We start from the raw sequence: 14885 nt of genomic DNA, 5'->3' as shown, positions 1-14885 counted from the left end.
TGACCTTCAATGCTGATGGCACCGTGACCTACACACCAAATGAGGACTACCACGGCAGCGACAGCTTCACTTACACAGTGACGACGGCGGCGGGCAATGTTGAAACGGCGACCGTGAATGTGACGGTTGGTGCGGTGGCGGACGGACCAATACTTGACATAATAAATCCTAGTACTCTCTCCGAGGAAGGCTTATCTGGTGGACTTCAAGATGATATTGGATCCTCAGATACAAGCGACGCAATTAAGGCATCTGGCAGCATCACAATTGATGATGTAGATAGCGATTCCGTAGGGATCACTCTTTCGGGCCCGGAGGGCATCACGTCGGGAGGTATGGAAGTCGTTTGGGAATGGGATGCTCAAAATCACAAGCTGATAGGTTCTACATCTGGGAGTGATTCTAAATCCGTTATTGAAATCGAACTTACTGCTCCTAATGCAAGTGGCAAGGGCGAGTGGAACTATACGGTCACTTTACTCAGCCCTGTCGACCATCCAGATGGCTCCCAAGAAGATACACTGAGTTTAGATCTCGGCGTATTTGTTTCAGATGGGCAAACCACAACGGAAAGCAAATTATCTATCATCATTGAAGACGATGCACCTAGCGACCATGCGATGGATCCAGTTGCTGCCACAGCAACTGACATCCCTGATGTGTTAACTGGCCAGTTTGATTTAACGAGTTACCGTGGTAATAGGACTACGATTGACGGTGGTCAATTTACTATTACTGCAAAAGGATTCTCTTCAGCTTTATCATCCACGTTAGTTAGTGCAAATATTAATGGTGACAGCGAAGGTATCGGCGTTAGTAGTAAGGATTCTCCGTACCATAATCTTGCTAATGAAATTGATTTTCGTAAGTTTTCAGATGGCAGTTCTGCATCCGAAGAGTTGGTTATTAAACTCGATCCTAACACGGTAGCTTATGGTGCGAAAATTGAGTTCAGCAAAATGTTTGGCGGTGAGGGCGAAAGCGGGATTGTTGAGTTTTGGCGAGATGGAAAGCTGATTGCAACTCAAAGTTTTACCTCTGATGAAAATCGTGGAGATTACGCTAAAGACTTTTCTGTGCAGCAGGGTGGCTTTGATACGATGGTTATCAAAGCTACTGATAATGGTAACTCGTTCAATCACAAAGATAATAGTGACTTTACCGTTAAAAATATCGAGTTTCTTGGTTCGGATGCGCCGCAGCCAATTGCTTATGGTTCTGGTGTCGTTGAACCGCAATGGGGGGCCGATGGCCGAGGTGCACTGCAATTAGTTGGCCTGGATGAATCTGCGACACTCAAAACGGTTACTGGCTCTGACATTACTGTTGGATTAGTAGGAGCAAATACTCTTACTGGTAAAGATGCAGAAGGGCATTTAGTCTTCAAACTCGAGTTTACACCGACAACGGGAAAATGGGAGTTTTACCAGTATCAAAATATACAATCGCCGTTAGGTGATGGAGATATTGATTTCCAAGTGAAAGTTACTGATGCCGATGGTGACAGTGCTGTGCTTGGTTTTGCGGTCAAGCCAGTGTCTCCACCGGTTATTGGTGAATTGACGCTCAATGTTTCTGAAGAAGGATTACAAGACGGCATAGTAGATGACGAATCCGTCACTGGTTCACAAGACACGACTAACCAAGCTTCAGTTGATGGTCAGTTAAGTCTTTCCAACGTTACTCAATTGTCCATTGGTCTACCGAGTGATCGATACACATCTAATGGTGTCGCGATCACTTGGTCATTATCGCCAGATAAACAGATGCTCACTGGTTCTGCAAATGGTAATAAGGTTGTCGAGTTTGCGTTAGATGATCAAGGTAAAGTAAATAGTGTGTTACATGCACCTATCGATCATCCAGATAAGGCAAGTGAAGATCATTTAGCTATCGAGATCCCACTTGAAGCGAAAAATGCGGCAGGAGCAATCGGTACTGGTGTTGTTACTCTCGTCATTGAAGATGATGCGCCGTTAGCAAGAAACATTTTGCATGTCTTAGAATCAGAGACTAAACAAGGCGCCAATGTTCAGTTGATTTTAGACGTGTCGGGTTCTATGGCTTGGGAGGCTGGCAACGGTAAAACTCGTCTTCAAGTGATGAAAGAATCAGCGGTACAGTTATTAGATCAATATCAAGCTATTGGTCAGACTCAGGTCCAATTACTGTTATTTAATGCAACAGCTTCTCCTTACCATAATGGTTCCTCTTACTGGATGACGGTTGAACAAGCCAAAAACTACATAATGGGCCTAACGGCTTCTGGAGGTACAGATTATGATCACGCTATTGAATTGGCACAGAATCAATGGTCTGGTCTCGGTTATGGTGAGCCATTAAGTGGCGCTAGCAATGTGAGTTATTTCTTATCTGATGGTGTACCCGAAGGATACGATTGGAAAAATGGTGTGAAAAACTTTAACACCATAGAGAAAGATGAGCTTGATAGTTGGGTTAGTCATTTACAAGAAAACAAAATCACCTCTCTTGCTTATGGTATGGGGAATAATGTTCCGCAAGGAGAATTAGATAAGGTTGCTTATGATGGCCATTTAAATGTAGATACAGGCTCTATAGTAGTGTCTGACGTGACTCAGCTTCCCCCTATTTTATTACAATCTGTCATTCAACCTATCGGCGGGAATATTCTTGTACCTGTTGATGGTTATGGGATGGGAGCTGATGGGGGAGTGATAGCGAGTATTACTATCAGCGATGTTACCTATTTATTCGATGGCCAATCGATATCAGTTATGGGGACATCTTCATCTCTGACCCATAGTTTTGATCCTACAACCAATACTTTGTCAATTTATATTAATGATAAACACTCATTAATTATTGATTTGGATGATGGCAGTTACCAGTTCTTTGGGGCAACTATTTCATCGGATACCCAATTGGTTTTCGACTATACATTAAAAGATAACGATGGGGATACAAGCTCAAGTTCACTAACATTTGTTGTTGGGCACGACATTAAAGCTGAAGGAAATAGCATTGATTCGATACAGCTATACGATACCACTACGTCAAATCAAAAAGTGCAGTGGTCAACATCGGGTGTCGGTTCATCGTCGGTGACTTATCACGATCATGTTGAAAAAGGTTTAGTCGTGGATGTAGGCGATGGTGGTGATTATGTCTATCTCGGAAAAGGAGATGACATTATTTATCTTGGTGATAGTCATGTTGACGGATTGGATAATCATACACAGGCTCATCTAAAAGAGATGGCGGCTTCCGATCTTTTGGATCGTTTTGGGACTGGGCTTGATGGCTCTTGGCTACAAGATGCCAATAACGAAGACAGCGCACTCAATATCCCGGGAGCTAGTAATGCTTACGTCGATATAGCTCATGGCGGTGGTGGCGATGATCGTATATTCGGCCAAGGAGGTACAGATCTCCTCTTTGGAGGCTCGGGTAATGACCATATCTACGGTGGCGAAGGGAACGATGGCCTTCGCGGTGGTACTGGTAATGATATTCTAGATGGTGGTGCTGGGAATGATGTTCTAATTGGCGGCTTAGGCAATGATATTCTTACTGGTGGTGATGGTGCAGATATCTTTAAATGGGTTGAGATGGAAACCGCGACTGACCGCGTTACTGACTTCCATCGTTCGGAAGGGGATTCGTTAGATTTTTCCGATTTGTTTGAAGACATGACCAAAGATGAGATCACAGCATTGCTTGATGGACTGGGTGGTGTAGATCATCAAGGTGTTGCGGACGATGTATCTATCCGTGTTACAGGAAATGAACATGAATCGCACCTAACGATTGTCAAGTCGGGTCAGACATTGACCGTGGACTTTGATGGTGCGTCAGCTGCGGATATCACCAGTAGCTTGATGGATAACCTAAACCATTTAAAGGACTAAAATAACGAAAACCGGAGCTTGATTAGAGCTCCGGTTTTTCTTGCTGTCTATAAATACGGCTTACAAGACCTTACAAGCGAACCCTTTTAGATAAAACCCTTCAGGGTAGGCTGAATCTGTCAAGTGGTCAGCGGCTTGCTCGAACCTTTCAACAAATTTAACGCTGCGACCTGCATCAAGCGCCGCGTCCGCAATGATTTTTTGGAAGAGATCTGTGCCCATAAGGCCAGAGCATGAATAAGTGAGTAAAGTGCCACCGGGTTTTAAAATTTGCATTGCCAACATATTGATGTCTTTATAACCATTTGCACCAGAGGTCAGGTTATTTTTACTCGATACGAACTTAGGTGGATCCATGATCACAACATCAAACAGCGTTCCTTGATCACGGTATTCTCGCAATAATTTGAAAACATCGGCATTCAAAAATACAGCGCGTTTTTTGGAGATATCGAATTGATTGATCTCTGCATTGTATTTGGCGGTATCTAATGCAGGTTGTGAGACGTCGGCATTAATTACACGTTTGGCACCGCCTTTAAGAGCGTACAAACCGAAGCCTCCGGTATAACAAAAGCAGTTAAGGACATCTTTATCCTTCACATATTTTATTGATTTCTGGCGGCTGTCACGTTGGTCTAGGTAAAAGCCTGTTTTGTGTCCACCAACAATATCGACGCTAATTTTTACGCCATTTTCTTCGATAATGACTGATTTTGGCGGCTCATCGCCATGCAGCACGCCCATGCGCTCTTCCAAACCTTCTTTTTTACGAACGGCAACATCTGAACGTTCGTAAACATGGCACTCTGGGAAAACGATTGTCAGCGCTTTAACAATATTCGTTTTATGGTATTCAGCCCCTGCGCTAAGCAGTTGGCATACTAGATAATCTTGATACTTATCGATAGTAATACCGGGCAACCCATCTGATTCTGCTGCAATCAGCCTAAAGCCTGTAATACCATCTCGTTCAATAATCTCCTGGCGAACTAACAGTGCATCTTCGAGCCGTTTCACAAAAAAATCGACATTGATCTCCTGCTTCTCAAAGCTCCAAACGCGAGCTCGAATTTGAGAAGTAGGGGAATAGGCTGCTTTTGCTAACCACTGATTATCATGAGTATAAACGTCGACGGTCTCTCCAAGGCTAGGATCACCTTCTACCTTACTGATCCCTCGGGAAAAAACCCATGGATGTTTACGGCGCAAAGATTTTTCACGGCCTTTGACTAGATAGATTGCAGCTGTCATACATTACTCGATGAATATTCAAAATGGGGGCGTATTTTCATAGAAAAGGTAATGGAAAGCAAACAAAGAGCGAGCGTCATACGTAAATAAAGGAAATTGTTTGGAGAGAGTGTCTATGGGATGTACATCAAATTAACCCATTGTCATTTCTTTCATTATAGTGAACGACGCATTTTAGTAGATAAATGATTGAGTATTTAAACATAGATAGAGGGATCCAAATGGCTCAACAGTGCGACAAGTTTATCGTGACAGGCAGGGTCCAAGGGGTTGGTTTTCGTTATCACACCGCTCATCAAGGACTAAAGCTAGGCTTAACAGGCTATGCTAAAAATTTACATAACGGCGAGGTTGAAGTCATCGCCATTGGGAATAGTGAAAATTTGGAGCAGTTTTATCAGTGGCTTCAACAAGGCCCCAAAACGGCGAAAGTAATGTCTGTGTTGCGTGAATCACTTCTTTCTTATACTGAAAAATATAGCGGATTCGAAATACTTTAAAAGTAGCACCGCTTTGTGCTTTGTATGGTTAAGTTGCTTGGGGGCTTAGTTTCACACTACAAGCATTTGGCAGGTTTTGGTAACCCAGCAAGTTTAGTTGCTTGTTTGGCCGGGCCTTTTTTAAAGAGTTTGAACAGATATTTGCTATTGCCTTTTTCCGGACCATGCGCTTTTTCCATCGCTTTGACTAACATACGCACTGCGGGTGAAGTATTAAACTCTTCATAAAAGTGGCGTACGAACAAAATGACTTCTAGATGAGCGTCTGTTAACTCGATACCTTCCTGACTGGCCAGTGTCTGGATCATTCCTTCTTCCCATTGGGTATGGTCTAGGAGGTAACCCTGAGCATCAGTTTCGACGGTTTTACCATTGTATTCAAACATCTTTATTACTCGATTAAAAATCCGCGTTTAGGGTAGCGTAGTGAATGTGTGATCTCAACTGTTTAGAAAGCAAAAAGCCCGCAAGCTGTGGCTTGCGGGCTCGTTTGGACAAAATGTCGACGTGAATTAGTCGTCGTTCATAATGCCTAGAATAGCCAATAAGCTTGTGAACAAGTTCAGGATATTTAGATACATTGAGATGGTAGCACTAATGTAGTTTGTCTCTTCACCTCGTACGATGCGGCTTGTGTCAAATAGGATAAAACCAGAAAACACGAGCGCCGCGATGCTGCTGATCGCAAGTTGGCCAACGGTAGAACCAACAAAAATATTAATAATCGCCGCAACGATGACAATAATGAGGCCTGCCATTAAAAAACTTCTCATGAACGAAAAGTCTTTTTTAGTCGTAATGGTATAAGCGGATAAGCCCATAAAAACAAGGCCAGTAAGACCGAGTGCCTGAGCAATAATGCTAGAGCCATTCGGGATTGCCGCATAGTGATTAAGCATTGGGCCCAGAGCACCGCCCATTAATGTGGTGAACACAAATGTCCACACTATACCAGAAGAAGAGTTAATGGCTTTAGGCATCACGAAGAATAGAATACCGATTGCTCCCAACTGCATAGCGAGTGCCATGAATGGTGAAATCTGCATTGCCATTGTTGCCATCGCAGCAATAGCACTAGTGATAAGAGTCATTGAAAGCAAGAAGTAAGTATTCTTCAACACTTTATTAGTTTGTAGTGTGCTCTCTAAGCTAGCTGAGCGAGTAAACATAGGGCTGTTCATAATCTTCCTCGTAAGGGTTTATGTTTGTTTGTACATTTATGGGGCTGAATGAGCTAAAAAGCAAGCCCTGTATCGTATTTGTTTTGTGTAAATTTTAATAAAAATAGTCACTTAGATGTTAAAGAATGTGTAACACCATGTGTCTATGCTCATAAACAAAGAGAGAGGTGATGTTCACCTCTCTCTTTGTTGGTCGTTAATCCATTAATGATGGAGAATTTGAGAGAGAAAATTGCGCGTTCTATCGGATTGAGGATTTTCAAAAAATTCAACAGGGTTATTTTCTTCAATGATCTCACCAGCATCCATGAAAATAACGCGATCGGCCACTTCTTTAGCAAAGCCCATCTCATGGGTAACACAAAGCATCGTCATGCCTTCTCCTGCGAGTTCAACCATAACATCTAATACTTCCCGTACCATTTCCGGGTCAAGTGCAGATGTTGGTTCATCAAATAACATAATCTGTGGGTTCATGCACAATGAGCGTGCAATCGCAACTCGTTGCTGCTGACCGCCAGAAAGTTGACCGGGATATTTGTCGGCTTGATCAGGAATCTTTACGCGTTCCAAGTACTTCATCGCAACCGCTTCAGCTTCTCCTTTAGGCATCTTTTTTACCCAAATTGGAGCGAGTGTACAGTTTTCTAACACGGTTAAATGTGGAAAAAGATTGAAATGTTGGAAGCACATACCGACCTCGCGTCGCACAGCTTCGATATTTTTAAGATCTTCCGTCAGTTCGTTGCCCGCGACGACGATTTGTCCTTTTTGGTGCTCTTCCAAGCGGTTAATACAGCGAATCATGGTCGATTTTCCTGAGCCTGAAGGGCCACAAATAACGATCTTTTCGCCTTTTTTAACGGTAAGATTGATGTTCTTTAGTACATGAAATTCACCGTACCATTTATTCATATCATTAATCTGAATCATGATTTCTTCAGAAGGTGCGAGGTTGCGTTGCTGCGTCATAATACGTCCTTGATTTGTAGTTATCGTTTGTGACCAGTATGGAGTTTGTTTTCAAGCCATATCGAATATCTAGACATAGAAAAGCAGAACACCCAGAACACTAACGCGACAAATATATAACTTTCAGTAGAAAAGCCTAACCAATCCGGATCGGTATTGGCAGCTTGTCCAATACCGAGCACGTCAAACATCCCGATAATGAGTACTAAGCTGGTATCTTTAAATAGGCCAATGAAGGTATTAACGATAGATGGGATCGTGATCTTCAGTGCTTGCGGCAAAATAATCAAACCGACTTTTTTCCAGTAACTTAAACCTAACGCATCGGCGGCTTCGTATTGACCTTTAGGTATCGCTTGTAAACCACCACGAACCACTTCTGCCATATAAGCCGAACTGAACATAACCACCCCAATTAATGCTCTAACCAATTTATCCGTTTCCGAGCCTTGCGAGAGGAACAGAGGCAGCATAACGGATGCCATAAACAAAACTGTAATCAGTGGCACACCTCTCCAAACCTCGATGTAAACGGTACATAGGCTGCGAATAATGGGCATCTCGGAACGCCGGCCCAACGCCAGTACAACGCCAATCGGTAACGAGACAACAATCCCAACTAAGGCAATAATCAGCGTAACTAATAAGCCTCCCCACTTATGCGTTTCAACCACTTCTAGGCCGAAAAAGCCGCCATAGAGTAACGCCGCGATAAGAAATGGGTAGATGTTGACAAAAAACAACCAAATCCACGTTTTTTTCGGTGTATTTTCATAGGCGAGCAACGCACTAAAAATAGCAAGAGTGAAATAGAAGAGGCGAGGTCGCCATAGCTCAGCTTCTGGATAAAATCCATACATAAACTGATCCCAGCGTACGCTAATAAACACCCAACAGGCCCCCTCACGAGTGCAATCACTACGTTGTGTACCTACCCAATCTGCATTAATAATCGCCCAATCGACAGTATGCCAAACAAGCCAGAAGGCGAAATACCCTAAGATCAGTGTAACGATGGAATTGAGTGCGTTATTAAAAAGATTTTTGCGCAGCCACCCAATGAAGCCAACGGTATTGGCTGGCGGTGGCAAGTTAGGTTGAAACTGATGTACTTTCATCTTATCTCTCCACCAAAGCAACTTTACGGTTATAGATATTCATTAATGCCGATGTCGTCAAACTGAGAGTGAGGTAAACACCCATAGTCATCGCAATAATTTCAATCGCTTGACCCGTTTGATTGAGCGTTGTGCCGGCAAAAACAGAAACCAAATCAGGGTAGCCAATCGCCATCGCTAATGATGAGTTTTTGGTTAAGTTCAGATATTGGCTGGTGAGTGGTGGAATGATGATGCGCAGCGCTTGAGGAATGACCACGAGTTTTAATGTTTTTGAACGAGATAATCCTAATGACATTGCTGCTTCGGATTGACCATGGCTCACCGCATTAATACCAGAACGGACAATTTCGGCAATAAATGCGGCCGTATAAATACTCAGTGCAATCAGCAGTGCGGCTAACTCTGGGATAATACTGATGCCACCTTGGAAGTTGAACCCTTGCAGTTGTGGATACTCTGCTGACACTGGACGGCCCATAGCAAAGTACACAATGACAGGAAGTAGTATGCACAAGATAGCCGCAATTCTACCCATAGGCGTCTGCTGACCTGTTAAACGCTGTTTGTTTCGAGCCCAAATGCCAATAATTAAGGTGGTTAGTAAGCCAGCAAGAAAGGCAATAAAGATAAATGTGCTGCCACTTTCGAAAATGGGAGCGGGGAAGAACAGACCACGTACATTGAGAAAAATAGAATCCCCTAACTGCATGCTTTGCCTAGGCGATGGTAGAGCCTGTAACACGGCAAAATACCAAAAGAAAATTTGCAGTAATAAAGGAATATTACGGAAGATTTCTATATACACAGCAGCAAGTCGACTGACTAACCAGTTGGAAGAGAGACGAGCAATACCGATAAAAAAACCTAAAAGGGTGGCAAATACAACGCCTAAAAAAGAAACTAGCGCGGTATTGAGTAAACCTATGATAAAAGTTCGCCCATAACTAAAGGTTTCATTGTATTCGATCAAAGTAAGGCCAATCCCAAAGCCAGCTTCTTGATCTAGGAAGTCAAACCCCGTGGCAATGCCTCGAGAGCTTAAGTTAGAAAGTGCATTGGTCACAATGGTGTAAAAGAAAAAAACCAGAACGAGAACAGCAATAATTTGAAAGGCGACTGAACGAAAAGTAGGATTGTAGAACAAATTTGCGCTTTTAGCCGAGGGAGCTCCTGAGCTAGCCGCAATAGTTTTAGTAGGTTTCATACAACTATAACCTCAAATCCATTTTTCCAAAAAGGCGGTTAAAACCGCCTATTTGGGATTGTGTGACTATTAACGAAGTGGTGGAGCGTACATAAAGCCGCCAGCATTCCACAACGCATTTGCACCTCGTGCGATTTGTAGTGGAGAACCTTTACCTACAGTGCGTTCAAAACTTTCACCATAGTTACCGACTTGTTTTACAATTTGGTATCCCCAATCATCGCGAATGCCCAAACCTTTACCTTTAGGACCGTCCAGGCCAAGTATGCGTTTGATATTAGGATCGCTAGATTTAAGCATTTCATCTGCATTTTTTGAGGTAATACCGTACTCTTCTGCGTTAACCATCGCATTGAGAGTCCATTTCGCCACGTTAAACCACTTGTCATCATCTTGACGAACAACGGGCCCAAGTGGTTCTTTAGAAATGATTTCAGGTAATACAACCGCGACGTTAGGATCAGTTAAGTTCAAACGTAGCGCATACAAACCGGATTGGTCGGTTGTTAGAGCATCGCAACGGCCCGCGTCAAAACCTTTTGAGGTTTGCGCTGCTGTATCGAATACCACAGGTTTGTATTTCATGCCCGTGTTGCGGAAGTAGTCCGCCAAGTTCAACTCAGTAGTTGTACCGGATTGGACACAAACCGATGCCCCATCAAGCTCTTTTGCACTTTTCACTCCTAGGTCTTTTTTCACCATGAACCCTTGACCGTCATAATAGTTTACGCCGACAAAATTAAGGCCGAGTGCTGCGTCGCGTTGGAGCGTCCAGGTTGTATTGCGCGAAAGAACATCGATTTCACCTGATTGTAGGGCGGTAAACCGTTCTTTTGCTGTGAGTGGAACATATTTTACTTTCGATTTGTCACCAAGAACTGCTGCGGCAAGTGCCTGGCAATATTCAACATCAATGCCTTCCCATTCCCCTTTTGAGTTCGGGTTGGAAAAGCCTGGTAGACCAGTGCTCACACCACAAGTAATAAAACCTTGCGAAAGTACTTTATCTAAAGTGCTATCTGCTGCTGAAGCTGTCGTCGCCATCATGGCAGTAGAAGCTGCTACAACAGAAGCAAGAACAGTGAGTTTATTCGCCATTTGTATCCTTCCTGTATGATCCATGTTAAACCAGGTGACACCTGATACAACGTACTAAAAATGTTGTTGTGTAGCTTTCCAAGTTGTATTTGCATGCAATCGCACATTTACAAATCAACCGTTTATAAGCGTAGGTAATGATTTGTATTTTCTCAAATTAGTCATTTGAAAGATTTTTGATTAGATTCACAAACCTAAGCTGCAGCTAGAATGAACAAATGTTGCAAGATTGTAAATAGTGCAACCATGTTCAATAGTGGGGCAACAGAATAGAAGCAGTATATTTCTCTTTTAACGTAAAATTAACAATTGTGTCATTAGTGTGTTATCAGGATTTTCAACTGCCTAATGGCGAAAATTTGGTTGATAATTATTTGGCTGCATTTAATTAGTGTCGCAGATGCCCTATTTTTGGTAGCATCAAGCGAATAGTTATCTAGATTATTCATGGAATGAAATGCAGTATTTTCCTCTGTTTTTGAATTTATTGGGCAAACCAGTGCTGGTTGTGGGTGGGGGCGAAGTCGCCTGTCGAAAAGTAGAAGCATTGATTCGAGCGGGGGCTCAAGTCACCGTCGTGTCACCTAAGATTGAACGTTATCTTTTAGAACTGGTAGAGCAGAATCGTTGCCAATGGGTTCAAAACTTTTATTCATCAGAACTATTAACGAAAGAATACTGGCAGGTATGGGCCACAACGGATAATCCGTCGCTTAACCACCAAGTGCATAAAGATGCAAGAAAGACAGGTGTTTTGGTCAATGTTGTCGATGATCAACCATACTGTGATTTTATCACGCCATCGATGGTCAACCGTGGGCGAATTCAGATCGCAATATCCAGTGGTGGTGCATCACCAGTGTTGGTGAGAAATATCCGAGAAACATTGGAAGCGGTTCTTCCGCAAAATCTCTCGTTGCTTGCTGATTTCGCTGCCTCCAAGAGAAATTCAATTAAACAATCACTCAATTCTGTCAGTGCTAGAAGAAAGTTTTGGGAAGCCTTTTTAAGTGATTCCAAAACAGAAAATGCAGTAAGCCGTGAAGAATTAGAGCGTTTATACCAACAAGCTCTCTTAGTACCTATAGAAGAATCAGCACAATGTACATGGATAAGCTGTGGCGATGATGTTGAAATGTTGCCGATTAAAGCGCTGCGTTACATGCAAAGGGCAGAGGTGGTTTTTTATGAACAACATTCTCCTTTTGAATTGATTGATCTTGTTCGCCGTGATGCTGAAAGGGAAAGTTTTAAGAATGCCGCGCAACTTGCAGAAAAGCTTGAGCAAGCAAAGTCTGATCGCAAAAGAATATGTATTTTGTTACCTAGAAACAGAGCAGAGTACGCTTTGCTTGTGGGGAAAGACTTAATGTTGTAAAAATAGTGCCATAGGTTATTGTTTTATCGGATTATGTTGCAGACCGAGCCTGATAAAACGAAGATGACTCAAAACTGAAGAGCTTATGTACTATGTATAAATCGATGCCACGTTCGTTCAAATCCTTCCTTGTGGTTAGCATTGTGAGTTTGGTTTCTATTTTTATGTCGTTACAATGTCACTCAAAGCTGCAAGAAGCTGAGTTCTGTGCAGATGATTATTTGAGCTGTAATATTAATAAAAGCGATGCCTCATTTCTCAATTTATATTATGATTCTTTTGAGCGTCCTGAAGTTATCAAAAACTCTTTTACGGATTGGCGACAGTGGTGGTCACCTCAGGCAAAAGCTCTCTATATATTTTCACAAAATAATTTAATACAATTTGCGGGAATTACTCCTCTAGTTACTGAGGAAGCATTGGCTATTGGTCGTCAATACAATATAGACTGGATTATTGCGGAGGCTTATTTTTATGAAGCACAGGAATTATATTCATCACAACAATTAATTCAATCTGAATCCTTACTCAATGATGTTCTAGAGATGGTTGAGCGTATTGGATATAATGGGTTGAAAGGGCGAGTTTATAATTTATTGGGTAATATTTCATTTGATCAAACCAACTTAAAGAAAGCCTTAAAATATTATCAAATTGCTTATCAATTATTTGATAGGAATAAATATGCTATACAAATGTGCATAATTCTAAACAATATATCGACTGTGTATATTCATACGGAGGATTGGAAAAACGCTGATATATATAGTAAGAGATCTTTGAAAGTATACCAGAATCATAATTTCTCTAACTCACTCACCGAAGCTATTTTATATACTAATGCCAGTGTGATAGATACAGCGTTAGGACGTGAAGAATCTCAGCAGCGCAATGTTGAACTTGCTTTTGATAGAGCGATGAAAACAGGTTCTAAACAGTTGCAGTTTAAGACTATGGTTAATTTAGCCGATAATTTATTAAATCAAGGTGAGACAGAAGATGCCTTAGATATTATGATTCGATGTTTATCTCTTGCTAGGGAAGAGTCTAATCCCTTATTTACCGCATACTGTCAAGAGAGTTTAGCGGAAGTCTATCTTGCAAAAACTCAGTTAGAATTGGCCATCCTGAGCGCCAAAGAAGCGGTAGGAATTTATACAGATCACAATAATGTGCCAAGAATAATATATGCTACTGATATTCTTTCAAGAATTTATGAGCAGAAAGGTCGATATGATGAAGCATTGTTTGAATATAAGAAAATGGCAACATTAGAAAAAAAACTTATCCTTCAGTCTAGAGAAAAAGAGGTATTGAGTCTAAAAAATCAATTTGACAGAAAACTCGACGAACAAGAATTATTGCTATTAAGTGCTAAGAACGATATACAGAAGCTACAGATACAAGCTCAGGAATTTAGGGAATGGTTGTATTTTTTGTTATTTATTATTATTAGCTTTGTATCTTTAATTAGTTATCGAAAGTATAAAAAATTTAAAATCAAACACTCAACTTTACAGCAGGATCATGCAAAGTTAGAAGTTGAATCTACACATGACCCACTCACGGATTTGTATAACCGAAGATATCTTGATACTTGGTTTTCTTATCAGGAAGAAACAACTAATAATAAACCACATTTATTAGCCATAATTGATGTCGACTATTTCAAAAAAATAAATGATCAGTATGGTCATGAGGCGGGGGATGAAGTGTTAAGGGCATTATCTACCATTCTGAAACAGCAGCTTCGACCTGAAGATCTACTTATGAGGTGGGGAGGTGAAGAGTTTGTGATGATCATTAGTACACCAGAAGCTCATATTAAAGAAGTATTGGAGAGAATTCGTGCTCAAGTCGAACAAACATCATTTTACTGGGCAGGGCAGCGGGTTCCTGTAACTGTTTCCATTGGAGCAATTGCTGAGAAGTCGGTGTCTAAGTTGGCGTTGTCGTGGCAGAGTGCAATGGAGAGTGCAGACCAAGCGTTATACCAAGCGAAGTCAGAAGGAAGGAATCGATTCATTGTAAATGATAGTTATCAGTGATTGAAAAGCCAGACCCTGTAAATAATTCTGTGTAACTGTCAGGGTTACATGTATTGAGTGAGTCGGTCTTCGAACATAATCATAAAGCGGTTTAGAGCTTGTCGCCAGTTTTTGATCGGCATCGTCCATTTCTTGGAAGCATCTCGGATAGCCAGGTAGATCACCTTTCTAGCTGATTCATCCGTTGGGAAGAGCTTGCGCTTCTTAATCGCTTTTCTAATAACGCTGTTGAGGGATTC

12 protein-coding genes are annotated in these 14885 nt (G+C 41.8%); 4 read left to right on the top strand and 8 right to left on the bottom strand.

The window, feature by feature from the left end; all coding sequences use genetic code 11:
- A partial coding sequence (locus AACV20_RS06780; protein WP_170908030.1) for an Ig-like domain-containing protein occupies window positions 1–3890 on the top strand: 3890 nt, incomplete at its 5' end.
- A gap of 60 nt (window positions 3891–3950) precedes the next feature.
- Here the strand turns inward: AACV20_RS06780 and AACV20_RS06775 are convergent.
- Window positions 3951–5144, bottom strand: a complete 1194-nt coding sequence (locus tag AACV20_RS06775; protein WP_170908029.1) for a class I SAM-dependent methyltransferase — start codon at window positions 5142–5144, stop codon at window positions 3951–3953.
- Window positions 5145–5365: 221 nt separating this feature from the next.
- Between AACV20_RS06775 and yccX the strand changes: the two genes are divergently transcribed.
- A complete protein-coding gene (gene yccX, locus AACV20_RS06770; protein ID WP_026028007.1) occupies window positions 5366–5644 on the top strand; it encodes an acylphosphatase in 279 nt (92 codons plus the stop codon).
- Window positions 5645–5700: 56 nt separating this feature from the next.
- Here yccX and AACV20_RS06765 read toward each other — a convergent pair whose 3' ends face one another.
- From AACV20_RS06765 to AACV20_RS06740, 6 genes are all read right to left on the bottom strand, one after another.
- Window positions 5701–6030 (bottom strand): TusE/DsrC/DsvC family sulfur relay protein, encoded by a 330-nt coding sequence (locus AACV20_RS06765; RefSeq protein ID WP_013856934.1) that lies wholly within the window; start codon window positions 6028–6030, stop codon window positions 5701–5703.
- A 126-nt stretch (window positions 6031–6156) separates the two neighbouring features.
- Window positions 6157–6825 carry a Bax inhibitor-1 family protein gene (locus tag AACV20_RS06760; protein WP_010318447.1) on the bottom strand — a complete coding sequence of 223 codons (669 nt, stop codon included), beginning with the start codon at window positions 6823–6825 and terminating at the stop codon, window positions 6157–6159.
- Between the two features lie 204 nt (window positions 6826–7029).
- Window positions 7030–7797, bottom strand: coding sequence for an amino acid ABC transporter ATP-binding protein (locus AACV20_RS06755; protein WP_013856933.1), 768 nt, complete (start codon window positions 7795–7797; stop codon window positions 7030–7032).
- 20 nt (window positions 7798–7817) lie between these two features.
- Window positions 7818–8915, bottom strand: a complete 1098-nt coding sequence (locus AACV20_RS06750; protein ID WP_026028006.1) for an amino acid ABC transporter permease — start codon at window positions 8913–8915, stop codon at window positions 7818–7820.
- 1 nt (window position 8916) lies between these two features.
- Window positions 8917–10122 carry an amino acid ABC transporter permease gene (locus AACV20_RS06745; RefSeq protein ID WP_017044681.1) on the bottom strand — a complete coding sequence of 402 codons (1206 nt, stop codon included), beginning with the start codon at window positions 10120–10122 and terminating at the stop codon, window positions 8917–8919.
- 69 nt (window positions 10123–10191) lie between these two features.
- Entirely contained in the window at window positions 10192–11220 is a 1029-nt protein-coding gene (locus AACV20_RS06740) for an amino acid ABC transporter substrate-binding protein (RefSeq protein WP_026027113.1), read from the bottom strand.
- Window positions 11221–11677: 457 nt separating this feature from the next.
- Here AACV20_RS06740 and AACV20_RS06735 point away from each other — a divergent pair, with 457 nt between their 5' ends.
- Both AACV20_RS06735 and AACV20_RS06730 read left to right on the top strand, forming a co-directional pair.
- The gene (locus tag AACV20_RS06735) at window positions 11678–12598 is read left to right on the top strand and encodes a precorrin-2 dehydrogenase/sirohydrochlorin ferrochelatase family protein (RefSeq protein ID WP_017044682.1); all 921 of its coding nucleotides are present in this window, start codon (window positions 11678–11680) and stop codon (window positions 12596–12598) included.
- A gap of 92 nt (window positions 12599–12690) precedes the next feature.
- Window positions 12691–14646, top strand: coding sequence for a tetratricopeptide repeat-containing diguanylate cyclase (locus AACV20_RS06730; RefSeq protein WP_170908028.1), 1956 nt, complete (start codon window positions 12691–12693; stop codon window positions 14644–14646).
- Between the two features lie 44 nt (window positions 14647–14690).
- Here AACV20_RS06730 and AACV20_RS06725 read toward each other — a convergent pair.
- The coding region (locus AACV20_RS06725; protein WP_170895494.1) for a transposase at window positions 14691–14885 on the bottom strand (195 nt) is incomplete at its 5' end.

Source organism: Vibrio sp. B4-6 (genome assembly GCF_963888245.1).
Taxonomy (GTDB): domain Bacteria; phylum Pseudomonadota; class Gammaproteobacteria; order Enterobacterales; family Vibrionaceae; genus Vibrio; species Vibrio anguillarum.
This window is presented reverse-complemented; position numbering and strand designations above follow the sequence as displayed.